19 protein-coding genes and 1 pseudogene are annotated in these 23874 nt (G+C 67.4%); 19 read left to right on the plus strand and 1 reads right to left on the minus strand.

What is annotated here, in order from left to right:
* Positions 1-47 precede the first annotated feature (47 nt).
* The 18 genes and pseudogenes from RM423_RS12125 to RM423_RS12215 all read left to right on the plus strand — a co-directional run bounded on the left by RM423_RS12125 (position 48) and on the right by RM423_RS12215 (position 21735).
* Positions 48-1004, plus strand: a complete 957-nt coding sequence (locus tag RM423_RS12125) for a diacylglycerol/lipid kinase family protein (protein WP_311423290.1) — start codon at positions 48-50, stop codon at positions 1002-1004.
* Entirely contained in the window at positions 1001-2482 is a 1482-nt protein-coding gene (locus RM423_RS12130; protein WP_311423291.1) for an MmgE/PrpD family protein, read from the plus strand. The genes RM423_RS12125 and RM423_RS12130 overlap by 4 nt, the downstream gene beginning before the upstream one ends.
* A gap of 154 nt (positions 2483-2636) precedes the next feature.
* Positions 2637-4283 carry an aldehyde dehydrogenase family protein gene (locus RM423_RS12135; RefSeq protein WP_311423292.1) on the plus strand — a complete coding sequence of 549 codons (1647 nt, stop codon included), beginning with the start codon at positions 2637-2639 and terminating at the stop codon, positions 4281-4283.
* Positions 4284-4333: 50 nt separating this feature from the next.
* Positions 4334-5473: an acyl-CoA dehydrogenase family protein gene (locus RM423_RS12140; protein WP_311423293.1), complete on the plus strand. Its 1140-nt coding sequence runs from the start codon at positions 4334-4336 to the stop codon at positions 5471-5473.
* Between the two features lie 36 nt (positions 5474-5509).
* The gene (locus tag RM423_RS12145) at positions 5510-6793 is read left to right on the plus strand and encodes an aspartate aminotransferase family protein (protein ID WP_311423294.1); all 1284 of its coding nucleotides are present in this window, start codon (positions 5510-5512) and stop codon (positions 6791-6793) included.
* 2 nt (positions 6794-6795) lie between these two features.
* Entirely contained in the window at positions 6796-7293 is a 498-nt protein-coding gene (locus RM423_RS12150; RefSeq protein WP_311423295.1) for a type II toxin-antitoxin system RatA family toxin, read from the plus strand.
* Between the two features lie 5 nt (positions 7294-7298).
* On the plus strand, positions 7299-7874 hold the full coding sequence (locus RM423_RS12155; protein ID WP_311423296.1) for a hypothetical protein: 576 nt from the start codon (positions 7299-7301) through the stop codon (positions 7872-7874).
* Entirely contained in the window at positions 7852-8832 is a 981-nt protein-coding gene (locus RM423_RS12160; protein WP_311423297.1) for a ferritin family protein, read from the plus strand. The genes RM423_RS12155 and RM423_RS12160 overlap by 23 nt, the downstream gene beginning before the upstream one ends.
* Positions 8829-9890: a beta-ketoacyl-ACP synthase III gene (locus RM423_RS12165; protein ID WP_311423298.1), complete on the plus strand. Its 1062-nt coding sequence runs from the start codon at positions 8829-8831 to the stop codon at positions 9888-9890. Before RM423_RS12160 ends, RM423_RS12165 begins: the two co-directional genes overlap by 4 nt.
* Positions 9891-9982: 92 nt before the next feature.
* On the plus strand, positions 9983-10213 hold the full coding sequence (locus RM423_RS12170) for an acyl carrier protein (RefSeq protein ID WP_311423299.1): 231 nt from the start codon (positions 9983-9985) through the stop codon (positions 10211-10213).
* Positions 10213-11427 (plus strand): beta-ketoacyl-[acyl-carrier-protein] synthase family protein, encoded by a 1215-nt coding sequence (locus tag RM423_RS12175; RefSeq protein ID WP_311423300.1) that lies wholly within the window; start codon positions 10213-10215, stop codon positions 11425-11427. The genes RM423_RS12170 and RM423_RS12175 overlap by 1 nt, the downstream gene beginning before the upstream one ends.
* Before the next feature lie 70 nt (positions 11428-11497).
* Entirely contained in the window at positions 11498-12805 is a 1308-nt protein-coding gene (serS, locus tag RM423_RS12180) for a serine--tRNA ligase (RefSeq protein ID WP_311423301.1), read from the plus strand.
* A 109-nt stretch (positions 12806-12914) separates the two neighbouring features.
* Positions 12915-14024 carry a fatty acid desaturase family protein gene (locus RM423_RS12185; RefSeq protein WP_311423302.1) on the plus strand — a complete coding sequence of 370 codons (1110 nt, stop codon included), beginning with the start codon at positions 12915-12917 and terminating at the stop codon, positions 14022-14024.
* Positions 14025-14106: 82 nt separating this feature from the next.
* Positions 14107-15615: an APC family permease gene (locus RM423_RS12190; protein WP_311423303.1), complete on the plus strand. Its 1509-nt coding sequence runs from the start codon at positions 14107-14109 to the stop codon at positions 15613-15615.
* 354 nt (positions 15616-15969) lie between these two features.
* Positions 15970-16671, plus strand: a complete 702-nt coding sequence (locus RM423_RS12195) for a response regulator transcription factor (protein ID WP_396327703.1) — start codon at positions 15970-15972, stop codon at positions 16669-16671.
* A 1-nt stretch (position 16672) separates the two neighbouring features.
* Entirely contained in the window at positions 16673-18241 is a 1569-nt protein-coding gene (locus RM423_RS12200) for a sensor histidine kinase (RefSeq protein WP_311423305.1), read from the plus strand.
* A 1-nt stretch (position 18242) separates the two neighbouring features.
* Positions 18243-20335 (plus strand): annotated as a pseudogene (locus RM423_RS25600) (ArnT family glycosyltransferase).
* A gap of 173 nt (positions 20336-20508) precedes the next feature.
* Positions 20509-21735, plus strand: coding sequence for a bifunctional glycosyltransferase family 2/GtrA family protein (locus tag RM423_RS12215; protein WP_311423308.1), 1227 nt, complete (start codon positions 20509-20511; stop codon positions 21733-21735).
* Positions 21736-21744: 9 nt separating this feature from the next.
* Here RM423_RS12215 and RM423_RS12220 read toward each other — a convergent pair whose 3' ends face one another.
* Complete coding sequence (locus RM423_RS12220) at positions 21745-22710, minus strand: sugar-binding transcriptional regulator (protein WP_311423309.1); 966 nt, start codon at positions 22708-22710, stop codon at positions 21745-21747.
* Between the two features lie 116 nt (positions 22711-22826).
* Between RM423_RS12220 and RM423_RS12225 the strand changes: the two genes are divergently transcribed.
* Positions 22827-23846, plus strand: coding sequence for an NAD(P)-dependent alcohol dehydrogenase (locus RM423_RS12225; RefSeq protein ID WP_311423310.1), 1020 nt, complete (start codon positions 22827-22829; stop codon positions 23844-23846).
* The last annotated feature ends 28 nt before the right edge of the window (positions 23847-23874 follow it).

Here is a 23874-nt window from a genome sequence, read left to right on the forward strand (position 1 = left end):
CGTCCCGCGTCAGGAACGCGTCAGCGGCCAGGGGCACCGTGGTCGCCATGATGACCACACCGACCCGTTGCCGAGTCGCCCACATCATCGCGAATCCGACTGCCGGCCAAGTCGACTCTGACCTCATCGCCGAGTTGGTCGGCCGGTGCCAGGCCCGGGTCAGCAAGTTGCACGTCTTTCTGACCGCCGACCGCGGTGATGCCGAGCAAGCCGCCGCCGCCGCAGTCCGGGAGGGCGCCGACGTCGTCATCGCGGTCGGTGGCGACGGCACCGTGCGCGAGGTGGTGCAGGGCCTGCTCGGGACGGGCGAGGGCGCCGAGCTGCCCAGCCTGCTAGTGGTACCGGCCGGCACCGGCAACTCCAGCTATCTGGCCCAGTGGGGCCGGCTGGACTGGCGCGAGGCGGTGGTGGCCGCACTGAGCGGTACCGGAGCGGAACGCCGGCTGCTCGACCTGGCCAAGCTCGTCGAGCTCGACCAACTGGTGCTGTTGGGCGCATGTTCCGGACTGATCGCCGAAGCCCTGACCACGGCTCGGTCGGTGCCGGTCACCGGACCCGAGCGGTACCGGATCGCGCTGGCGCGGACTGCCGTCGACTTCGTGCCCTATGCCGGCCGGGTACTGGTCGACGGGCTCGAGGTGCACTCCGGTGACACCGTCTTCGCCAACGTGGGCGGCGGCCGATTCCGCGGCGGCACCTACCAGGTGCTGCCGCGCTCGATCCTCGATGACGGGCTGCTCGACGTCTGCGTCGTGGGCAGCCCGGTCGCGGCCGTGGACGTCCCCGAATTGACCCTGACCGGCGGCCACCTAGGCTTGCTGGGTGTCGTCTACGCGCGCGGCAGCCGGATTACCGTGGAGCGCACCGACGGCGTGCCGATCAGCTTCGAGCACGACGGCGAACTCGCCACCACCGAACTCACCTCGGTCACCCTGCAGGTGTTGCCGCAGGTGCTGCCGGTGCTGTGCCGAACCGGTCTTGCCGGCCTGCAATCGATCCGGTGACCGAGCCGGCACTGGCGGTCCAGCTCGGTACCTGGGCGAGCTCGCTTCGGCTGGACGATGTCCCGAGCCGGGTCGCCAGCCTGGCCACCAGCCAGGTGCTGTCCCAGCTCGCGGCCATCCGGGCCGGCCTCGCGCACCCGCTCGGTCGCCGGTTGCTCGCCGCCTACGGGCCGCCGCTGCAGGCCGATACCGGCCGGTCCGCGGCGGTGCTCGCGGCGCTGGGCTCATGGCTGAACCTCGATGACACCGCTTACGCCGGACATCTGGGCCCCTCGACGGTGTCCGTTCCGGTCGCCTATGCCCACGCCGAAGGGCGCTCCGGTGCTGCCCTGCTGGCCGCCGTGATCGCAGCCGACGAGTGCGCGGCCCGGATCACCGCGGCGGCGACGCTCGGACCACTGCGAGGGCAGAGTGCGCTGCACACCCACCTGGCCGGTGCCGTGGCCGGCCGGCTGCATGTGCAGGCGGCGCCGGCGCAGCGCTGGATCGATGCCCTGGGCCTGAGCTTCAGCACCCCTAGCTGGCCGGCCATGCACGGGTTCCTCGGCAGTGATGCCAAGGTGCTGCATGCCTTCGTGCCGGTGCGAGCGGCCATGGACGCGTGCGACGCGGCGGCGGCCGGGCTACGCGGCGCACCCGACATCCTCGAACATCCGGACGGTTTCCTGGCCCGGTTTGCGACGGTGCCGTTGCCCGCCGAGGTGATCGCAGGCCTGGGCCGACGCTGGTATACCGACACTCTGTCGTTCAAGGTTCGCCCGGGAGGACCGGGCATCGACGCGGCGGTGGACTGCTGCTTGGACTTGCATCGACAGTTGCGTGCGGCCGGGGTCTCGATCGACCAGGACGTGGCCGCCATCGACATCGACGCCTCGATCTACACCCTCTTCGCTGCGGGGCGGGCCGAGCAGTACCTCGACGGCGCGGCCACGCCGATCAGCGCCTTACTGCTAACGACCCCGTACGCAGTTGCCTCGACCCTGCTCACCGGCACCCTCACGGTCGCTGACTTCGCCGAGCCGGCGCTCGGTGAGCAGCGCCGCTGGGCGCTGGCCGAACGGGTCCGGCTCACCGAGGATCCCGAACTGACCGCGCAGCTGTTCGCCGCGACCGCGCCGTTCGGCGAGGCGGTCCGGCATGCCGGCGCGGTGGCCGCCGGCTGGCTCGGCGCGTTCGGCACCAGCTCGCTGGCTCGATTCGCAATCGACCCGGCGCAGCCGGCCGAGACGTTCGAGTCGGCGACCAAACGAACGCCGGCCCGGGTGACGGTGCGACTGCGCGACGGCCGAACGTTTTGCAGCCAGCGCGACATCCCCATCGGTGCGGCCGGTGCCGACAGTCGGCTGCGACACCGAGAACTGGTCAGGACGAAGTTTCTCGACCAGGGTGGCTCGACCGCCGTCGCCGACGCACTCGGTGAGTTGGAATTATGCCCGGCTGGCGAGCTCGCCCGACTTCTGGAACTCGCAATAAGCTAGCTGCCGCTAACCCTGCGTTCAAATTAGCGCCGATGTCGGTCAGAAACATGTCAGTGGCCGATCAGTAACGGCGGCAAAACTGCTTTCAGCACGGTGAAATGAATTCATCCAACGACTCGCCCAGTATGCAAACCCCACAACCCGAGGAGTTCGAATGGGTGGCAACAGCGTCCGGATTCGAGAGGTCCGGCCCGTCCAGACCCAGCCGAGCGAACCGGCGTTCCGCAGCTATGACTCCTACATCGCCGGCAACGACGTGCCCGGCGTCGGCTGGGTCTACACCGTGACCGCCCGGGCCCTGCTCGAAGACGTGTTCACCGCAGTCAAGCTCAAGCGCACCCTGGAACAGGACCCCCACTCCGACGCGCGCAATCACCCGTACGTGGTCGGCCGATGCGCAGTCGCGGGCACCGACCAGATCGATTCCTCGATCGAGGCGGCCGCCGCAGCCACACCGGTCTGGGCCGCGGCGCCGCTGGCGGCGCGGCTTCGGCTGGGCGAGCTCTTCCGGGAGCGATTGATCGGTCACCGAGAGGAATTCCTTGACGTGCTGGTGGCCGAGGCACACCCGCGCAAGCTGGCCGAATGGGAATTCAGCTGCCTCATGCAGGTCTTCAGCCCCGAGAGCTGCTCGTGGTACGCCGACCAGATGTACACCGAATTCGAGCACGGCCCGCGCCGGCTGATCGTGCGGCGCCAGGCCGACGGTGTGGTGTGCTTCAACCCGCCACAGAATGCGCCCGCCCCGAGCGCGGCACTGTCCGTGCTCGCGCTGATGGCCGGCAACGCCGTCGTGGTGCGGGCCCCGCGCAGTATCCCGCTGAGCACGATGTACGTCCTGCGCGAACTGGTGGTACCGCTACTGCAACAGCTGGAAGCACCGCCCGGCGTCTTGAACATTATCTGCGGTCAGCCCAAGCAAATTCTCGACCGCTGGATCGAACACCCCGATGTGAACGACATCTTCTACATCGGCGGCAGCGAAGAGGGCCTGAGCTTGCAGGAACGGTGCGTCGCGAACGGCAAGAAGCCCATTCTCGAACTGGCGGGCAACGACGGGCTGGTGGTATGGCACGATGCGAACCTCGAGTTGGCGGCCGAGGCGATCACCGAGTGCTTCTTCGGCTCCGGCCAGATCTGCATGGTGCCCAAATACGTAATTGCCCATCCCGCTATCGCCCACCAGTTGATCGTCGAAGTCGTCGCCCAGATCGCGCGGATCAAGCCCGGTTATCCCGATGATCCCGACGTCCTGCTGTCACCGGTGCGCCGCAGCGAAAAGTTCTTCGCCCAGCTGCACCAGGCAATCGCCCAGGGGGCGCACCTGATCACCGGCGGCCGCCGGGTCGAGGTTGACGGATCACCCTCGGATACCGGGGTGTTCCTCGAACCGACGGTGCTGCGGGTGGACGGCATGGTCGGTGCCAGGGAACTCGACGTGGTGGCCCACGAGACGTTCTACCCGATGGTGCCGATTGTGGTCGCCGAGCCCGGCCCGGACGATGTCTTGCTCGACCTGATGATCGAGTTCATCAACGCCAACTCCTACGGACTGCGCAACTCCCTGTGGACCGGCTCGGATGAGGTCGTCGACCACTTCGTGCGCAACGTGGGCAACGCCGGCCTGCTCAAGGTCAACGACTCGCACATCGGATTCCTGCCATATCTGCCCACTCACGGCGGTACCGGCCTGACCGGTGGCGCCTTCGGTGAGGCGAACTACCCGATCCTCAAGACCTCGCACCTCCAGGGAGTCAGCATCGCCCGCGGTGTCCGGCCACGTGATGCCGTCTTCGGCTGATCCGGATCAACCAACCGCAATCACATTCGCTCGAATTGGGGAGAACCGTCATGCGCTCGTTGGATGCCGCACGAGAGACCTGTGAGAAGTACCACCCCGGACTGTGCCAGGCGCTGGCGGGCGTTCCACTCGCCGAGCGGGAGTCCGTCGGCGGCCCGGTCATCGAGATGTTCCGTAAGCACGACGGCGTCGGTCTGCTGGTGCCGGCCGAATTCAATGGCTCTCAGGCTGGGGCGCTCAGCGCGGTCCGGGTGATGCGCGGGCTGTCGTCCTACTCCCCCTCGTTGGGCGCAGCGGTCTGCATGCACCATTTCACCGCCGCCATGCTGTATTCCCTTGCCGCAAAAACCGATCGCCTCAGCCCGGCCCAGGTCGACATGCTGAACAAGGTCGTCACGGATGGCCTGCTGATGGCCTCGGGCTGGTCCGAAGGCCGCACCAACCAGAACATTCTGCTGCCCAGCGTCACCGCGGTACGCGACGGCGAGGACTGGGTGCTCAACGGCAGCAAGAAGCCGTGCAGCCTGTCCGGCTCGATGGATCTGCTGACCGCAAGCGTCGCACTCACCGACGAGACCGGCCAGACCTCGCTGGCCTTGGCGCTGGTGCCTGCCAGCAGCGCCGGGATCTCGATCAAGCCGTTCTGGGGCACCCCGGTGCTGGCCGGCGCCGAGAGTGACGAGATTCGTCTCGACGCAGTGCGAGTCCCCGACGAGCTGATGATCCGAACCCGGCCCGACGACCCGCACCGGCTCGACGACCTGCAGACCGCGGGCTTCGTCTGGTTCGTCATGCTGATCACCTCGGTCTACACCGGTGCGGCCAGCGCGCTGGCCGAGCAGCTGCTGACCAAGGCCAAGGGCAGCAGCACCGACCGGGCCGCAGTGCTCGTCGGCATCGAATCCGCAATCGCCCAGCTCGAAGGGGTCGCCCGCCGGGTCGACGACGGGCTGAGCGGTGACGATGCGGTGGCCGCGGTGCTGGTCTGCCGGTATGCGATCCAGACCGCGCTGGCCGCGGCCACCGACCTCGGTGTCGAGCTGCTCGGCGGTACCGCGTTCATGGGATCACCCGACATCGGCTACCTGTCTTCAGCCCTGCGGGCACTGGCCTTCCATCCGCCGTCGCGCACGAGTGCTGCCGAACCGCTGCTGGACTACTTCGCCGGCGGGCCGTTGCAGCTGTCCTGATCGACCGAGCAATCACTTATCCCAGAAAGGCACATCATGACGCTTGTCGACGCCAAGCCGGTGGAGACCGAGGCCGAGATCCTCGCCCTGTACCGGGCGCACCTGAGCAAGGGCCGCGCCACCCTCGCCGAGTTGTTCGGCAGCCACATGGAGGTCTGGTCCGAGGGCTCGTGGCTGCAGACCAGCGATGGTGAGAAGTTCCTGAACTGCGGCGGTTACGGGGTGTTCATCATGGGCGCCCGGCACCCGATCGTGATGGATGCGGTGCTCACCCAGTTGCACACCCATCCGATCGCCACTCGAATCCTGCTGGAACCGATGGTCGCCCGGGCCGCCGAGGCGTTGACGTCCATCACACCCAGCGGTCTGGACCGAGTGCACTTTGCGCTGTCCGGAGCCGAAGCCGCCGAGACCGGCATCAAGCTGGCCCGGGCCAACGGCAAGCGCCGACTGGTCTCCATGGAGCGCGGTTACCACGGCAAGACCATGGGGGCCCTCTCGGTCACGGCGAAAGAGGTGTACCAGAAGCCGTTCCGGCCGCTGCTGCCCGACGTCACGCATGTTCCCTTCGACGATCTGCTGGCGCTGGAGACCGAACTCGCGATGCATCCCGGTGAGGTGTGCGTCGTGGTGGAACCGGTGCAGGGCGAGGGCGGCGTAATCCTGCCGAGCCCGGGGTACCTGACCGCGATCTCGCGATTGTGCCGCACCTACGACGGATTCCTCATCCTGGACGAGATCCAGACCGGCCTGGGCCGGCTGGGGGAATGGTGGGGCGCCGATATCGAGGGCGTCATACCGGACGTGCTGCTCACCGGCAAGGCTCTCGGCGGCGGCGTGCTGCCGGTGTCGGCCGCGATCGCCAATCGAAAGACGTTCAGCCCGTTCGACAAGGATCCCTACATCCACACCTCGACGTTCTCCGGTGCCCCAGTGCTGATGGCCGCCGTCTGCGGCGCGATCCAGGCGATCAAGGAGGAGCGACTGGTCACCCGAGCGGCCGATCTGGGCGCCCGGCTGCTGTCCGAGATCGAGCGCATCGCTCGGCAGAACTGCGATGACCTGATCGTCGAGGTCCGTGGTGTCGGGCTGATGATCGGCATCGAGTTCGTCGAGGCCGGTTTGGCCGGCGAACTGCTGATCGAACTGTTCAACCACGGCGTCGTCGCCAACCACTCCATGAACGGCAACGCCATCGTCCGGTTCACCCCGCCGGCAATTCTCACCGATTCCGACGTGGAGTACCTCCTCCGCGCCTTCGACCGCGCGACCCGCGACCTGATCGCGAACCGCGCCAGCATGCCGAAAGGTGGTAAGTGACCATGCGTCGAGTAACCGTGGACGCTCTTATCGAGGATGTGTCGGCGTTGCAGGCCTATGACCAGGTCCTGCGGTTCGACCGCTACGCAGACCTCGCCCCCCATGTGCAGTCGACCGTGGTGCACCGGACCCGCCCGGAGCCGACCGGCAGCTCCAGCTGGGAGCTCCACTTCCGCAGCGGGCTGCTCAGCTGGACCGAGCACGAACGGTTCCTCATCGATGACCTGACGATCGAGTTCGAGCAGGAACACGGCGATTTCGACGAGTTCGCCGGGCGGTGGACACTGACCCAGACCGGCGCGGATACCGCGCTGCACTTCGAGGTTGACTTCGACTTCGGCATCCCCAGTCTCGAAGGCATCCTTGACCCGATCGCCGAGCGGGTCATCAAGGAGACCGTGGCATGGTCGGTGGTCGGGCTGTTCGACGTCGTGCACCTCACCGGCGAGGACGCGCCCGATCCCGTCCCGGACCCGGTCGCCGCCGGCGTGCAGGGATAACGGCCATGGACCAGGCGAATCCCTTCGAATCACGAAACACCTATCGGCTGCATCGCGGTGAGTACCTGGTATGGCTGGCCATAGTCACCGGTCTGTTCGCCTACCACATCCGAGATGTGCGCTGGCTGCCCGCCGTTGCGCTGTTCTTGTACATCGACCTGGTCGGTTACATCCCCGGCGCCATCGCCTACCACCGCAGCAGCACCAAGCATATCTCCAAGGTCTACTACGTCCTCTACAACACCATGCACAGCATGATCACCCAGACCGTGGTGGTCGGACTGTGGGGGCTGACCATCGGCTGGGAGTGGGCCCTGCTCATCGTGCCGTTCCACATCTTCGGTGATCGCGCGCTGTTCGGCAATTTCCTCAAGCCGTTCGCCCTCGACTTCGAACCCGTCCCGTTCAAGCAGTTCGAGACGGTCAGCGCCGCGCTGAACAAGACCCGCACCACCCGGGCGATCGCCGACACCTCGCCGGCATCGTCGGTTCCACCGTCGCTCAGCGTCAGCGTGCGACTTGCTGATCCCCTTCCGCAACTCCAGAAAGGTATTGAAGATGACCGATCTCGTTCAGCGTGAGGCAGCCTGGAACACCGCGCCCGGTCTGCTCGACGGCGCCAAGAGCCTGACCCTGACCGCCCAGCAGTGCGACCTGCCGTACTGGTTCGGTTCAGTGGCCCAGGGCACGCTGCTCAAGCGGACCCGGACCGGGTATGAGGCCGGCGTCGTGACCCCGGAGTGGATGCGCACACCGGGCCCACTGCGCGAGGCACTGATGTTGGAGCTTGGTTACCGTTCGATCGCCGAGGAAAAGGCGACCCGCATCCTCGCACACTACGTCGCGGGCGCACCCGACATCCCGACGATGGACTTCTTCGCCACCCAGCTGATCGACGAGGCACGGCACTCGATGGTCTTTCGCAATCACCTCATCGACATGGGGGTCCCGGCCGACACCCTGCTGTCCACCATCAAAGCGGCGTCGGCCGACTACACCGCCGAGGTTCTCGATCCGGTCGAGGAGTTCGCGGTTCGAGTGATGCGCGACGAGGGTGATTTTGCCGGTGCGGTCGCCATCTTCACGATCGTCATCGAGGGCGTGCTGGCACCCGCCGCCGAACTCAGTGAGCGCAAGTGGAAGCTGCTCGATCCCGCAGCGAGCGAGATCGCGCGAGGCGCCGCTATCGACGAGATCCGGCACCTCACCGTCGGCAGTTCGGTGATCCGTGAACACCTGATCGCGCACCCGGAGTACCGCCCCCGGCTGCTGGAGATCCTCGCCGAGGGAGAGCGCATGTGGGACGAGCTGCCTGACCGTAAGTACGTGATGGCCCGCGAGGAGCTGTTCCAGCGGGGCATGTTCGAACATGCCGAGTTGCTCGCCGACTACGAGGTGTGGCCTGGCCGGCTGTTGCTGGACACCACGCCCGACGAGCGTTACGACACCGCGGAGCGGTGGACCGACGAGATGGCCGAGTCCCGAATGGCATACATGGGCTTGGAGGGCGTGCTGTCGGGAAGCAAGGCGCGCTCGTGAGTCGCTCGGAACCACCGGCCGGGCGGCATGCGGTGGTCTGCGGTGCCGGGGCCTGGCTGCCACCGCGTGGGGTGAGCAATGCCGAGCTCACGCGGCGGCTGGACACCACCGAGGAGTGGATCACCAGCCGGACCGGGATCGAGCATCGCCACCTCGTCGACGGCGGCCTCTCCACCGGTGATTTGGCTGTCGAGGCCGGTCTGCTCGCGATGAAGTCAGCCGGCACCAGTGCGGTGGACGCGGTGGTGCTCGCAACGACCACCCCGGATCGGCTCTGTCCGGCCACCGCCCCCGATGTGGCCGCCAGGCTCGGGCTGACCGGCGTGGCCGCCTTCGACGTGTCGGCGGTCTGCACCGGCTTTCTCTATGGCTTGGCCAGTGCCGCCGGATTGATCGCCAGCGGACTCGCCGACCACGTCTTGCTCATCGGAGCCGAAGCATTCTCGACCATCATCGATCCTGCCGACCGGACTACCGCGGTGATCTTCGGTGACGGCGCGGGTGCGGTGGTCTTGCGGGCCGGGAACGCGGATGAGCCCGGCGCGGTGGGGCCCTGTGTGCTGGGCAGCGACGGTGGCCTGGGGGATCTGATCAGCATTCCCGGCGGAGGCGCCAGAGGCCGCAGTTCCGGCCGGGACCGAACCCCGAATGATGAGTACTTCACCATGCGCGGCAAGGATGTCTATCGGCACGCGGTGCACCGGATCACCGATGCCGCCACCACCGCGGTGGACCGGGCCGGGTGGCACCTGGCCGAGGTGGACCGTTTCGTGCCGCATCAGGCCAACCAGCGGATCTCTACCGCGGTCGCCGAGCGACTGGGGATCGAACCGGCCCGCCAGGTCAGCAACATCGCCCGGGTCGGCAACACCGCCGCGGCCTCGATTCCATTGCTGCTGGCCCAGGCGGCCGAGGCCGGCCAGGTGCGTCCGCGGGATCGCGTGCTGCTGGCGGCCTTCGGCGGCGGTCTCACCTGGGGCGCCGCCACCCTCAGTTGGCCCGACATCACCGCATACAGCGCGATCGGAAGCTCGCCCGCCGCAGTCCCGGCCGCGTAGCCGTCGCGGCTTCGCCGGATCCGCACCATCAACCATCCAGACGCCCGACCCTTCCAGGTTCGTTTGAGTCCAACATCCCAAGGAGCAATGACATGTACGAAAAGCTGAAGCAGATCATGTGCAGCAAGTTCCAGGTCCCCAGCGCCGAGTTCGTACCGGGGGTCACCTTCGAGGACCTGGGACTGGATTCCCTCGATCTGGTCGAGTTGTCGCTGGTGATCGAGCAGGAGATCGGCGTCCGTATCAGCGACGACGAGCTGGCCGAGGTCGGCCAGCTCAACAACGTTGCCGACCTGGTGACCAGCCGGAGGGCGACCGTCTGATGAGCATGTCGGTTGCGGTTACCGGAATGGGCATGCTGACACCAGCCGGTGTCGGCGTGACCGATTCCTGGGCCGGTGTGCTGTCGGCCGCCGCGACCGGCCGACACGATCCCGAACTGGCAGGCCTGCCCATTGACATCAGCTGTCGGGCGGCGGGTGACCCGGCCGAACTGCTCGGTGGCCGGGTGGCTCGCCGAATGGACCGCTTCATCCAGTTCGCTGTACTCGCCGCACGCGAGGCCGTCGCTGACGCCGGCCTCGACCCGCACAGCTGGGACGGCACCCGGATCGGCGTCGTGCTCGGTTCCGCCGACGGCGGGCCGGGCACCGTCGAGACCCAGCACCGGGTCCTGCTGGAGCAAGCGGCCTCCAACGTCTCGTCGCTGCTGTTGCCCATGCAGCTGCCGAACATGTCTGCTGGCCAGGTGTGCATCGATCTCGGTATCACCGGGCCTTCTCTGGTGGTTGCCACCGCCTGCGCCTCGGGGGCGACGGCGATCGGGCTGGCTCGCGATCTGCTGCTGCTGGACCGCTGCGATGTGGTGCTGGCCGGCGGCAGCGAAGCCATGATCACGCCGCTGGTCATGGCGGGATTCGCCCGGATGGGCGCCCTGTCGGCGCGGCTGGATGATCCCGGCGGCGCCTCGCGCCCGTTCGACACGTCCCGGGACGGCTTCGTGGCGGGCGAAGGCGGCGCCGTTCTGGTGCTCGAACGCGAAGCCGACGCCCGGGCCCGTCGCGCCACCATCCGCGGCTTCATCGCGGGATTCGGCGCCACCGCCGACGCCCACCACATCACCTCACCAGACCCGTCCGGGGCCGGTTGCGAGCGGGCCATGCGCACCGCGCTGGCCGATGCCGGCATCAGCCCGGCCGAGGTCAACCACGTCAACGCACACGGCACTTCCACCACGCTCAACGATGCCGTCGAGGCCGCGGTCATCGAGCGGGTGCTGGGAACCCAGCCGTTGGTCACCTCGACCAAAGGCGTCACCGGACATCTGCTCGGCGCCGCCGGTGCCGCGGAGGCAGTCTTCGCGCTGCTGGCCATTCGCGACCAGCAGGTACCGCCGACTGCCAACCTTGCCACCGTGGAACCCAGTTTCGGAATCGAGGTCGCCGATCGAGTGACACCTCGCAAGCTGGAGGTCGCGGTGAGCAATTCCCTTGGTTTCGGCGGCCAGAACGCCGTCCTGGTACTCACCGGCGCGTAGCCGGCTCCGATCCCACCGCGATCTCACCGAGACAGCGCCCTCAGTCCGCACTCCCAGAAAAGGACGAATCATGCATGATGCGCAGGTACTTCTGCGCGCCGGTGATCAGGCGCGTGCTCAACTGGCGAGGCGCCGATTCGTGCTGGACCTCGACGGTCTGGGCAATCTGGTTGGTCGGCGCAAGGATCTGAGCAACGAACTCGACAAGCTGCGTGCTGAGTCCAAGCGGCTTGCCAAGACCGGACCGCGCGAGCCCGATGCCGACCACACCGTGACCCGCGACCGGGCCAGGCAGATCAAGCAACGGGCGCAGGAACTCGAGGCTGAGCACAAGGCAGTCGACGCAGCGGTCACCGACTTCCTACTGGATGTGCCCAACCTGCCCGCAGATCGGGCCCCGGACGGAATCTCGGAGGCCGACGCCGTCGAGCTTCGCCGGTTCGGCGAGCCAGTGGTACCGGACTTCGAGGTGCGCCACCATGCCGACTTCGGTGAGCAAACCGGACTGATCGACTTCACCCGGGCAGCCAAGCTGGCCGGGTCCCGATTCAGTGTCACCAGTGATGCACTGGCTATTCTGCAACGCGCGCTGGCAGCCTTCCTACTCGATCTGCACACCGTCGAGCACGGCTATCGCGAGTACACCGTGCCGAGTTTGGTCACCCGGCAAACCATGACCGGCACGGGCCAACTGCCCAAGTTCGCCGGCGATCTGTTCCGCACCGAGGTCGGTGATCGCGAGCTGTACCTGATTCCGACGGCCGAAGTGCCGCTGAACAACCTGTACGCCGGCGAGACGGTGCCTACCGCGGATCTGCCGCTGGCGCTCGTCGCCCATACGAACTGCTTCCGTTCCGAAGCCGGCTCCTACGGCCGCGACACCCGCGGCATCTTCCGGGTGCACGAATTCGGCAAGGTCGAGCTCGTCCGGATCTGTTCCGCCGAGGACAGTTCGGCTCAGCTGGAGCTGCTGGTCTCCCACGCTGAACGCTGCCTGCAGGAACTGGAACTGTCATACCGGGTGGTCAGCCTGGCAGCCGGTGATCTCGGCTTCAGCGCCCAACTCACCTACGACATCGAGGTGTGGCTGCCCAGCCAGCAGCGCTATCGCGAGATTTCCTCCTGTTCGGACTGTGGCCAGTTCCAGGGCCGCCGCGCCAAGATCAGAACCCGGTCCGCCGACGGCGGCAAGGACTTCGCGGCAACGCTGAACGGCTCCGGCCTGCCGCTCGGGCGCACCCTGATCGCCATTCTCGAACAGCACCAGCAGCACGACGGCTCCATCCGAATTCCGGGCGCACTCATTCCCTACACCGGCTTCGACCGCATCTTTACCGATGGCACGACGCCATCGCGCACTCGCCGTACTACGCACTGACCTGGATCGGTGTCAGCACTCAATCAGGGCCGAATCAGTCGCGCCTCCCACGCTGGGTGGTACGCCGAAAACCCGTTCCGCAAGCCTCGCAGATCCGAAGGAGCAATCCATGCGCAACGCCGCCCCAATCACGTCGCCGCCGGGCGCCACTCAGGCGACCTCCTTGGCGACCCTGACGCCGGGCTTCGACACCAGACATGTCGTCGAAACCGGAAAGAAGTTCAGCGAGGTCTCGTCACTGGTCCGACAGGCCGGCCTGATGGAGTTGCATCCTAAGCGCTACCTCGCCAAGATCGCGTTCAACACCCTGATCTTCGCGGTGGGTCTGGTGGCCTTCTTCGAATTGGGTAATTCCTGGTGGCAACTGGTGGTCGCGGTCTGGATGGGCCTGTACGGCGGGCAGAGCGCCTTCCTCTGGCACGATGCCGCGCACAAGGCCATGTTCGGCAACAAGGCCGCCGCGACCTTCGTCGGCCGGATCCATGCCAATCTGGTCAACGGGGTCAGTTACGGCTGGTGGGTCAACCACCACAACCGGCACCACAGTTTTCCCAACCACCTTGAGAACGACCCGGACATCGGTCGGCGTACGGTGATCTTCGACATCAGCCAGTACGCCGCGCGCAGCCGTAGCGGCAAATTCATCGTGCGCTACCAGAGCGTGCTGTTCTTCGTGCTGCTGGTGCTCGAAGGCTTCAAGATGCACCGCACCGCGGTCACGGCACTCCGGCAGAAGGTCGTCAAGAGTCCCTGGGTCGAGGGTGCGTTGCTGTTGGCGCATGCCGCGATCTTCCTCGGCGCCGTGTTCTGGGTGATGTCCCCGCTCAGGGCAGTGCTGTTCGTAATCGTGCAGCAGATGGTGCTCGGCGTGTACTTCGGCATGCTGTTCGCCCCCAACCACAAGGGAATGCCGGTTCGGACGGACGAGGAATCGCTGGAGTGGTTGGAGCGCCAGGTGCTCACCTCGCGCAACATCAAGCCGTCCCCGCTGATCGACTTCGTCTACGGCGGCCTGAACTACCAGGTCGAGCACCACTTGTTTCCGTCGATGCCCCAGATGAACCTGGGCAAGTGCCGGGAGATCGTCAAGGCGTACTGCGACCGCAATGCCATCCCCTACCACGAGGTGGGCTTTGTGGATTCGTACCGGGAGGTATCGAAGTTCCTGTACGACGTCAGCGAGCCGGTGCGTTCGGGCACCGTGCCCGTCGCCTCCTGATCGCCGCTGTTCCCCACCACCACCGGCCGCCCACTCACACCCGCCGTGACTGCTCGATCGACCCAACACCCCGGAGATCACCATGGCCGCATCCGCTTCACCCGGTAACGGCAAAGCCGCACCGCAGACCGCACTACGCGGAACCCTCAACACACCGAAGATCGTGCTGCTGGTGATCGCGGCCGCCGCGCCGCTGGCAGCGGTGGTCGGCACGGTACCGCTCGCCTTCGCCCTCGGCAATGGCGTCGGCGTACCGGGCATGTTTGTCTTCGCCGGCCTGGTACTGCTCTGTTTCTCGGTGGGATATGCCGCCATGAGCCGGCGCATCGTCAACGCCGGGGGTTTCTACACCTACCTCTCACTCGGGCTCGGCCGGTCAGCCGCGATCGGTGGCGGCCTGGTGGCGGTGGTGTCCTACAACGCCGCGTCCATCGGGTTGATCGGGGCCTTCGGTTACTTTGCGCAGCTCACCGCGGCGCAGCACGGTCTCGATCTGCCGTGGGAGGTTTGGGCCGCTGCGGCGATCCTCTTGACGGCATACCTCGGCTATTGCCAGATCGATCTGTCGGCCAAGGTGCTGGCGGTGCTGATGATCGCCGAGATCGCGGTGCTGGCCGTCCTGGACATCGCCGTCATCGTCTCCAAGGGCGTCCACGCGGTACCGATCGAGTCGCTGGCTCCGCACAACGTGTTCGGTGGTGCCGTCGGGGTGACGATGATGTTCGCCTTCATGTCGTTCATCGGCTTCGAATCCGCCGCCCTCTATGGCGAGGAGACCAAAGATCCGCGCCGCAGCATCCCGTTGGCCACCTATGCCTCGGTGATCGTGATCGCCGCCTTCTACGCGCTGACCAGCTGGGTCGCCGTCGGTGGCGTCGGCAAGGACCAGCTGCAAGAGGTGGCCGGCCAGCAGCTCGGCGACCTGTTCTTTCAGCTCAGTACAACCTATGTGTCCTCCGACCTGACCACCGTCATGCAGATCCTGCTCTGCACCAGCCTGCTCGCCGCGTCGTTGGCCCTGCACAACGCGACCAATCGCTACACCTTCGTGCTCGGCCGCGAACGGGTGCTACCCGGCTGGCTCGGCCAGCCGCACCCCCGGTTCCACTCACCGCACCGCGCCGGTCTGGTGCAGGTCGTGGTCAGCGCGATCGTGGTCGCCGCGTTCGCCGTCGCCGGCTTGGACCCCTACACCAGCCTCTGCACCAGCCTGCTGGGCCTCGGCACCCTCGGCATCGTGGTGATCCAGGCGGCGGCGGCGTTCTCGGTCATTGGGTTCTTCCGCAACCGGGCTGACCGGCACTGGTGGCGCACCCTGCTCGCGCCCTTGCTGGGGGCCGCCGGGTTGACGACGGCCTCCCTACTGCTGATCGAGAAGTTCTCCCTCCTGACCGGAACCACCAACCCGGTGATCAACGCGCTGCCCTGGGTGCTGCTGATCGCTGCGGGCGGTGGTGTCGGCTACGCACGCTGGCTCAAGGCCGGCCGGCCCGAGCGCTACGCCGCCATCGCTCAGGTCGAGATCCGCGAGGATGCCGACGTGCCCGTGCCCATGATCGTCGCCGACCGGGATCCGGTGCCCGTCGCCTGAGCAGTCCGATCAGGAGCGCACCATCGATACCTACGCCACCGCTTTCGAAGGTGTAGGTGTCGATGCTGCCACGGGGCGGCGGTGTGGGGACTGTCCGTTTTTTGTAGCCAATGTTGTAGCCAATCCCTGACCGGTCGAGTCCGGACTGGGACAACCTAGAAGAGCAAAAAGACCCGGCAGCCCCCTAACGGGACTTTGTGGAGCCGCCTTAAGGCGGCGCACGGCGCCATCCTCAATGAGAGCCCCAAGGCAGCCAAGCCCACAGGATTGCCACAGACTTCCCACAGGCAGCAACCAGCCGTGCGGCGCATTGTTCACAGCGTGACTACAACCAACGCCTCGCGCCCGTCCTCGATGCTGCGCACCGACGGCACCCCCGTCCGGGTTCTCGTCGTCGATGACGAGCCCAACCTCGCCGACCTGCTCACCATGGCGCTGCGCTACGAGGGCTGGGAGATCCGTACGGCCCACGACGGCCTGGGCGCAGTCCGGATGGCCCGGGAGTTCAAGCCCGACGCCGTCGTCCTCGACATCATGCTGCCAGACCTCAACGGTCTGGACGTGCTCCGCCGGCTGCGTGATGACGCCCCCAACCTGCCGGTGCTGTTCCTGACGGCCAAGGACGCCGTCGAGGACCGGATCGCGGGCCTGACCGCCGGCGGCGACGACTACGTGACCAAGCCCTTCAGCCTCGAAGAGGTCGTCGCCCGGGTCCGGGGCCTGATGCGCCGCACCTCCATCGCCGCCGCCACCAGCGGCTCGGTGCTCACCGTCGGCGATCTCAGCCTGGACGAGGAGAGCCACGAGGTCAGCCGGGCCGGGTCGGAGATCTCACTGACCGCGACGGAGTTCGAGCTGCTGCGCTACCTGATGCGCAACCCGCGCCGGGTGCTGTCCAAGGCGCAGATCCTGGACCGGGTGTGGAACTACGACTTCGGCGGACAGGCAAACGTGGTCGAGATCTACATCTCCTACCTGCGCAAGAAGATCGACGCCGGGCGTGAGCCGATGATCCACACCCTGCGCGGCGTGGGTTACGTGCTGCGCGCCGCCTGAGATGACGGCTTCACGCTGGCACGCGCTCCGCCTCAGGCGCCCCGACCGAAAGCTTCGCCGGCGACCGCAACCGCTGCGGGACTGGACGCTGCGGGCTCGACTGATCGCCAGTTTTCTCGGCCTGCTCGTCCTGCTCTGCGTCGGCATCGGCTCGTTCACCGCCATCGCCCTGCAGCACTCGCTCACCGGCCAACTGGACAGCCAGCTGCGCCAGGCCGGTGGCCGGTCATCCAACGCCTACCCGGGCTCGGGCGACCCCGCGCACACGCTGCCCGCCCCCGGCGGCGGCAACCGGAGCTTCCTGCTGCCGCCGGGTAACCCGCCCGGCAGCATCGGCGCCCAGATCACCGGCGGCACCGTCGTCGAAGCGGTCATGCTGGATGCCAATGCCGACCGGACGACCCTCAGCAGCACCGCCGATCCCGCGCTGCTGTCCATTCCGGTCGACGGCAAGCCGCGGTCGATCGCGTTGCCCGGCCTCGGTGAGTACCGGGTGCTTGCCCGGACGACGCCTGACGGCGACACCCTGGTGTCGGGCTTCTCGCTCAAGAGCGTGTCCAGCACGCTGACCAACCTCACCCTCGTCATCACCGGCCTGACCGCGCTCGGCCTGGTCATCGCCGGGCTGGTCGGGGCGCTGATCGTCCGGCTCGCGCTCCGGCCGCTCCGCCGGGTGACCGCCACCGCAACCAGGGTGGCTGACATGCCCCTGGACGAGGGCGAGGTAGCTCTGGCCGAACGGGTGCCCGCACCCAACCCGCACACCGAGGTGGGGCAGGTCGGGGTGGCGCTGAACCGGATGCTCGAGAACGTCAACGATGCGCTGAACGCCCGGCACCGCAGCGAGACCCGGGTCCGTCAGTTCGTCGCGGACGCCAGCCATGAGCTCCGGACGCCGCTCGCCTCGATCCGGGGCTACGCCGAGTTGACCCGCCGCAGCCGCGAGGTTGCGCCGCCCGACATCGCCCACGCCATGAGCCGGGTCGAGTCCGAGGCGGGGCGGATGACCACGCTGGTCGAGGACCTGCTGCTGCTCGCCCGCCTGGACGCCGGCCGGCCGCTGGAGGCGGCCGAGGTCGACCTCACCCGGCTGGCCGTGGACGCCATCAGCGACGCGCACGCCGCCGGGCCCGACCATTCCTGGCAGCTCGACGTGCCCGACGATCCGCTGGTCATGCAAGGCGACGGTGCTCGGCTGCACCAGGTGTTGACCAACCTGCTGGCCAACGCACGCACCCACACTCCAGCCGGCACCCAGGTCCGGGTTTCCCTTAGTCAGCAGGGCGACCGCGCGATTCTTGCCGTGCGCGACGACGGCCCTGGCATATCCCCCACACTGATGCCCGACATCTTCGAGCGGTTCTCCCGCGGTGAGCAGTCCCGCTCGCGCACCGCGGGCAGCACCGGGCTGGGGCTCGCCATCGTGGCAGCCGTCGTGGCAGCTCACGGTGGGCGCATCGACGTCACCAGCGCCCCTGGCAACACCGTGTTCACCGTGACCCTCCCGATGCATGGAAACCAGCAAGCAAGCCCACAGACTTTCGAAAGCTTCGCTGGCCAGACTGCTTGACATGAGTACCGAAACCCTTGTCCCACCAGGTAGATCCCTCTCCCCCAGCGCTCCACGGATCGAGCGCGGTAACCGGGTCAGAGCACTGATCCGCGGCCGGGTGGACGACCCCGCCTGGGTACGCCCGTCGGTACTCGGACTGCTGCTCGCGACAGCGCTGCTCTACCTCTGGGGACTCGGCGCCTCGGGCTACGCCAACTCCTTCTACTCCGCCGCCGCCCAGGCCGGTTCGGCGAGCTGGAAGGCGATGTTCTTCGGATCATCGGACGCCGCCAACTCGATCACCGTCGACAAGCCGCCGGGCGCCCTCTGGATCATGGCGCTGTCCGTGCGAATCTTCGGCCTGAACTCGTGGAGCATCCTGGTTCCACAGGCCCTGGAAGGCGTCGCCGCGGTCGGCATGCTGTACCTCGCGGTGCGCCGGACGTCCGGAGCGGCCGCGGGAATTCTGGCTGGCGCGGTGCTCGCCGTCACCCCGGTCGCCGCACTCATGTTCCGGTTCAACAACCCCGACTCGCTGCTCCTCCTGCTGATGATCGCGGGCGGGTATGGCGTTATCCGCGCCCTGGAAACGGCATCCACCAAGTGGCTGATCCTGGTGGGTGTGCTGACCGGATTCGGCTTTCTGACCAAGATGCTGCAAGCATTGCTGGTCGTTCCGGCGTTCGCGCTGGTGTACCTTTTCGCCGCGCGCCGAACCCGGTTGGGCGACGCATCCTGCAGCTGCTTGCCGCCGGTGGTGCGCTGGTGGTCTCGGCCGGCTGGTGGATCGCGATCGTCTCGCTGATCCCCGCGAAGGACCGTCCCTACATCGGCGGCTCGCAGCACAACTCCATCCTCGAGCTGACCCTGGGTTACAACGGCCTCGGACGGCTCACCGGCAACGAGACCGGCAGCGTCGGCGGTGGTGGCGGGAACGGCCGCGGTGGCTGGGGAACGACCGGTGCCACCCGGCTCTTCGGCACCGAGATGGGCACCCAGATCTCCTGGCTGCTGCCCACGTCCCTGCTGTTGCTCGTTGGGGGATTGTGGTTCACTCGTAAGGGCGTCCGCACCGACCGAACGCGGGCCGGACTGTTGCTCTGGGGTGGCTGGCTCGTCGTCACCGGCCTCGTCTTCAGCTACGCCAAGGGCATCATCCACCCCTACTACACCGTTGCACTGGCACCGGCCATCGGCGGCGCGATCGGTGTGGCAGCCACCCTGCTGTGGCGCAACCGCCACCAGCTGACGGCCAGCATCCTGCTCTCGCTCAGTGTGCTGCTGACCGCGGTGTGGCAGTTCGAGTTACTGGACCGCACGCCCGCCTGGCTTCCCTGGCTGCGCTACGCCATTCTGGTGACCGGAATCGCCAGCGGCCTGTTGCTGATCGTGGTGTCCCGGCTCGGTCGCCGAGCCGGTCCGATGATCGCGGCGGTCGCGCTGATCGCATCCCTGGGCGGCCCCAGCGCCTACGCAATCTCGACGGCCCGCACGCCACACTCGGGCTCGATCCCCAGCGCGGGACCGGCCAGTACGGGTGGCTTCGGCGGTCCCGGCGGTGGCGGTGGCGCACGGATGGGCGGTCAGCCGCCGACCGGTGGATTTCCCGGCCGCGCGGGCAACTTCGGTGGCACAGCCCAAGGCGGCACAGGCACAGCGCAAGGCGGCGTTGGCGCCCCGCCGACCGGCACCGGCACAGCGCCGACCGGACGTGGTGGCTTCGGTGGCGGCGCCGACGGCGGGCTGCTCAACGCGAGCACGCCAGCGACCGCCGTTGTCAATGTCCTCAAGGCGGACTCGTCGCAGTACACCTGGGTGGCGGCAGCCATCGGCTCCAACAGTGCGGCCGGATTCCAGCTGGCGACGGAGAAGCCGGTGATGGCCATCGGCGGCTTCAACGGCAGTGACCCCTCCCCCAGCCTCGCTGAGTTCAAGGCCTACGTCAGTGCCGGCAAAATCCATTACTTCATCGCCAGCGGTGGCGGTGGTGGCGGTAACCAGACGAGTGGCAGCGACTCCTCCTCAGCCATCAGCAGCTGGGTGCAGGCCAACTTCAAGACCGTCACGGTCGGCGGAACCACGCTGTATGACCTGACCCAACCGAACAGCTAGGCCCCTTCCACAACACGGCACCACCAAGCGGGGCCCGGCTTTCCACTTAGCGGAAGGCCGGGCCGCGCGCTGTCGTGCGCGCTCAACTGGCCCAACCAATAAGGGAAAGCCTTCGAAGCGAGCGCACAGGATGTCCACAAGGCCGCGCCAGTCCGGCAATCGAAAGTAGAGCCATGACCTTGCTAGCTGAGCGCAATCCCCTTGTGGCAGAACAGTTCTCGGCGCGTCTGACCCTGGACGTGACCATTCCCGTCTACAACGAAGAGGTCGACCTGGCGCCCTGCGTCCGGCGCCTGCACGAGCACCTCGAACGGTTCTTTCCCTATGAATTCCTGATCACCATCGCAGACAACGCCAGCACCGACGCGACTCCGCAGGTGGCCCGGAGACTGGTCAATGAGCTGTCCGGCGTCCGGCACATGCGACTGGAGCAGAAGGGCCGCGGCCGCGCGCTGAGCGCAGTGTGGCTGGCCTCGCAGGCAGACGTCGTGGCGTACATGGACGTCGACCTGTCGACCGACCTCAACGCTCTGCTGCCGCTGGTGGCTCCGCTGATCTCGGGACACTCCGACATCGCCATCGGGTCGCGGCTGAGCCGGCAGAGCAGGGTGGTCCGCGGCGCGAAGCGTGAGGTGATCTCCCGCTGCTACAACCTCATTCTGCGCAGCACGCTGCTCGCGCGCTTCTCCGACGCCCAGTGCGGGTTCAAGGCGATGCGGGCTGACGTGGGGCGCCAGCTATTGCCGCTGGTCGAGGACACCGGCTGGTTCTTCGACACCGAGCTGCTGGTACTGGCGGAACGCTCGGGGCTGCGCATCCACGAGGTGGCGGTGGACTGGGTGGATGATCCGGACTCACGGGTGGATCTGGTCTCGACGGCCCTCGCCGACCTCAGAGGGGTCGTGCGGGTGGGACGCGCACTGGCGACCGGGGCGCTCCCGCTGGCCGAGGTACGGGCGCAACTCGGGCGGCAGCCGCTCAGCCCGACCTCGCCGGACGTGCCACCGGGCCTGCTGCGGCAACTGGTCCGCTTCGGCGCGATCGGCGCACTGAGCACGGCCGCGTATCTGGCGCTCTTCTGGCTGGCCAGCGGCATGCTCGGGGCTCAGGGCGCCAACCTGTTCGCCCTGCTTCTCACCGCCGTCGCCAACACGTCGGCCAACCGCCGGTTGACTTTCGGCATAGCGGGGCGGACGAATGCCGGCCAGCACCAGCTGCAGGGGCTGATGGTCTTCGCGCTCGGGCTGGCACTCACGAGCGGCTCGCTGGCGGCTCTGCACGCGGCCGATCCGGTGCCGCACCATGGGATCGAGGTGGCGGTGCTGATTGCGGCGAACCTGGTGGCGACCGCGCTGCGCTTCGTCCTGCTACGTGGTTGGGTCTTCCGTCGCACCGCGTGAAGCGGCGGGCTAGCGGCTTTCCTCCAGCAACTTAACGGCAAAGTCGGTGTGCGTGACGAGCGAGTCGAGGTAGCCGCCCCGGATGGCAGCGTGTGCGGCGGAGACCTTGTTCAGGCCGTAGGCGATGCCGATGACCTCTGGGATGCGCCGTAGCTGCGCAGCAGTGATGGCGATGATCCGCCCGCTGAGCAGAGTTTCCATGGCGTTGCCCTGGGCGTCGAGGAGCACTCCGGAGAGGTCGGCGTGCACTCCGCTTCCGCGCATCAGGTTCTGCTCGGCGAGAGTCAGGGCATCGTGCAGGGTTGAGCTGGGCGGATTCCAGCCGCCGACTCCGACGACCGCTTTGGTGATCGATGCGAACCGGGCGACCGCGTCGGCGACCTGCTCCTGCCGGTAGAGACCCTGGGCCGTCTCGACGTCACTCACGATCATCGGGGCGTAGAACACCGAGGACTGCGCCCCCGCCCGCCGGGCGACGCTACGCACGACGTCCACCGAACTCGGTTCCACATCCGGACGGGTCAGCGCGCCGGTGAGCTGGACGACCTGCTTGGCCGCCAGTCCGCGCAGCTTGCCGATCATGTCGAGGACGACCCGTGCCCAGCCGATGCCGAGGACGTCCTCCGCGGTGGTGATCTCGCTGAGCAGGTCGGCGGCGACACCACCGATCTGGTGGCGAGTCTGAGCGTCATCGCCGCGGGCGGTGTTGACCACGACGGCATGGCGAAGGCCGAAGCGTTGGCGCAGGCGCTCGCTGAGCTCGAGTTCCAGCGAACCAGTTCCTGCCACGCTGATACGCACGATCCCACTGGCGCGGGCAACATCGAGCAGACGAGCGACCTTGAAGCGAGTGATCCCCAGCTCTTCCGCGATCTGCACCTTGGAGCGGTTGTCGACGTAGTACCGGCGCGCGACGCGGGTGGCCGCGACCAATTCGACCGGCCCGAGGAACGGGGCAACTGACGTCTCGTCCATGAATTCGCCTCACCTGCCTCACCTACTCACCCGGGCACTTGACCATGAACCTATCATTTGAGCATCAAGGTCGGTCAAGGCGCTCATTTGAGCGACGCGTCGGGAAGGTCGTTCTGATGGCGACGATGAAGGTGAGTGTGCTGCGCGGGATGGGGCAGGTCGCCGTGGAGGAGCGCGACATCCCCGAGCCCGCCGCGGATGAGGTGCTGGTCGAGGTGGGATCGGTGGGGGTCTGCGGCTCCGATGTGCACTACTTCGAGCACGGCCGGATCGGTCCCTACGTCGTGGACTCGCCCCTGATCCTGGGACATGAAGCCGGCGGCGTTGTTGCGGCAGTGGGGGACGAGGTCAGCTCGCTGCGGGTCGGCCAGCGGGTTTCGATCGAGCCGGGGGTGCCTTGCCGCTCCTGCTCGCAGTGCCTGGCAGGACGCTACAACCTCTGCCCCGACGTCAAGTTCTTCGCGACGCCGCCTTACGACGGCGCGTTCAGCCAATACGTGGCGATGCCCGCAGCGTTCGTGTACCCGGTCCCGGACAGCATCAGCGACGACGCGGCCGGCCTGCTCGAACCGCTCTCGGTCGGCGTGTGGGCTTGCCGCCGCGCCCAGTTGGCGCCCGGCAAGACCGTGTTGGTCACAGGTGCGGGACCGATCGGACTGATCGCCGCGCAGACCGCCCGCGCATACGGTGCGGACGCCGTCACCGTCACGGACGTGAACCCGCACCGGCTGCGCCTGGCCGAGAAGCTCGGGCTCGCGACGATCGACGTCAGCCGAACCTCCCTGGCTGACGCCGAGGTCGAGCCGGACGTGCTGCTGGAGTGCTCAGGAAATGCCCGGGCCACCTGGGATGCCGTTTCTACGATGGCGCGAGCCGGACGCGCCGTCCTCGTCGGGATGGGCGGAGACACCGTGCAACTGCCGCTGTCCTACGTGCAGGACCGCGAACTGATGATCACCGGAGCCTTCCGGTACGCCAACACCTGGCCGATCGCGATCCAGCTGGCCGCGTCCGGGCGGGTAGACCTCGACTCGATGGTCACCGGCCATTACGGTCTTGATGAGGTCGAAGCCGCGCTGACCGCCTCACGCAGCGATCCCACCACCGTCAAGGCCATCGTCCGGCCGGGGAACTGAGTCGGCAGACTGAGTCGATAACGCAGAA

It is taken from the genome of Jatrophihabitans lederbergiae (genome assembly GCF_031845305.1).
Taxonomy (GTDB): domain Bacteria; phylum Actinomycetota; class Actinomycetes; order Mycobacteriales; family Jatrophihabitantaceae; genus Jatrophihabitans_A; species Jatrophihabitans_A lederbergiae.

Bases quoted from the DNA above. Each gene is read 5' to 3' on its own strand.
- RM423_RS12185 (WP_311423302.1), top strand. From the start codon at position 12,915: ATGCGCAACGCCGCCCCAATCACGTCGCCGCCGGGCGCCACTCAGGCG.
- RM423_RS12125 (WP_311423290.1), top strand. From the start codon at position 48: ATGATGACCACACCGACCCGTTGCCGAGTCGCCCACATCATCGCGAAT.
- RM423_RS12145 (WP_311423294.1), top strand. From the start codon at position 5,510: ATGACGCTTGTCGACGCCAAGCCGGTGGAGACCGAGGCCGAGATCCTC.
- RM423_RS12215 (WP_311423308.1), top strand. From the start codon at position 20,509: ATGACCTTGCTAGCTGAGCGCAATCCCCTTGTGGCAGAACAGTTCTCG.
- RM423_RS12150 (WP_311423295.1), top strand. From the start codon at position 6,796: ATGCGTCGAGTAACCGTGGACGCTCTTATCGAGGATGTGTCGGCGTTG.
- RM423_RS12175 (WP_311423300.1), top strand. From the start codon at position 10,213: ATGAGCATGTCGGTTGCGGTTACCGGAATGGGCATGCTGACACCAGCC.
- serS (WP_311423301.1), top strand. From the start codon at position 11,498: ATGCATGATGCGCAGGTACTTCTGCGCGCCGGTGATCAGGCGCGTGCT.
- RM423_RS12195 (WP_396327703.1), top strand. From the start codon at position 15,970: ATGCTGCGCACCGACGGCACCCCCGTCCGGGTTCTCGTCGTCGATGAC.
- RM423_RS12135 (WP_311423292.1), top strand. From the start codon at position 2,637: ATGGGTGGCAACAGCGTCCGGATTCGAGAGGTCCGGCCCGTCCAGACC.
- RM423_RS12190 (WP_311423303.1), top strand. From the start codon at position 14,107: ATGGCCGCATCCGCTTCACCCGGTAACGGCAAAGCCGCACCGCAGACC.
- RM423_RS12220 (WP_311423309.1), bottom strand. From the start codon at position 22,710: ATGGACGAGACGTCAGTTGCCCCGTTCCTCGGGCCGGTCGAATTGGTC.
- RM423_RS12225 (WP_311423310.1), top strand. From the start codon at position 22,827: ATGGCGACGATGAAGGTGAGTGTGCTGCGCGGGATGGGGCAGGTCGCC.
- RM423_RS12160 (WP_311423297.1), top strand. From the start codon at position 7,852: ATGACCGATCTCGTTCAGCGTGAGGCAGCCTGGAACACCGCGCCCGGT.
- RM423_RS12140 (WP_311423293.1), top strand. From the start codon at position 4,334: ATGCGCTCGTTGGATGCCGCACGAGAGACCTGTGAGAAGTACCACCCC.
- RM423_RS12200 (WP_311423305.1), top strand. From the start codon at position 16,673: ATGACGGCTTCACGCTGGCACGCGCTCCGCCTCAGGCGCCCCGACCGA.
- RM423_RS12155 (WP_311423296.1), top strand. From the start codon at position 7,299: ATGGACCAGGCGAATCCCTTCGAATCACGAAACACCTATCGGCTGCAT.
- RM423_RS12170 (WP_311423299.1), top strand. From the start codon at position 9,983: ATGTACGAAAAGCTGAAGCAGATCATGTGCAGCAAGTTCCAGGTCCCC.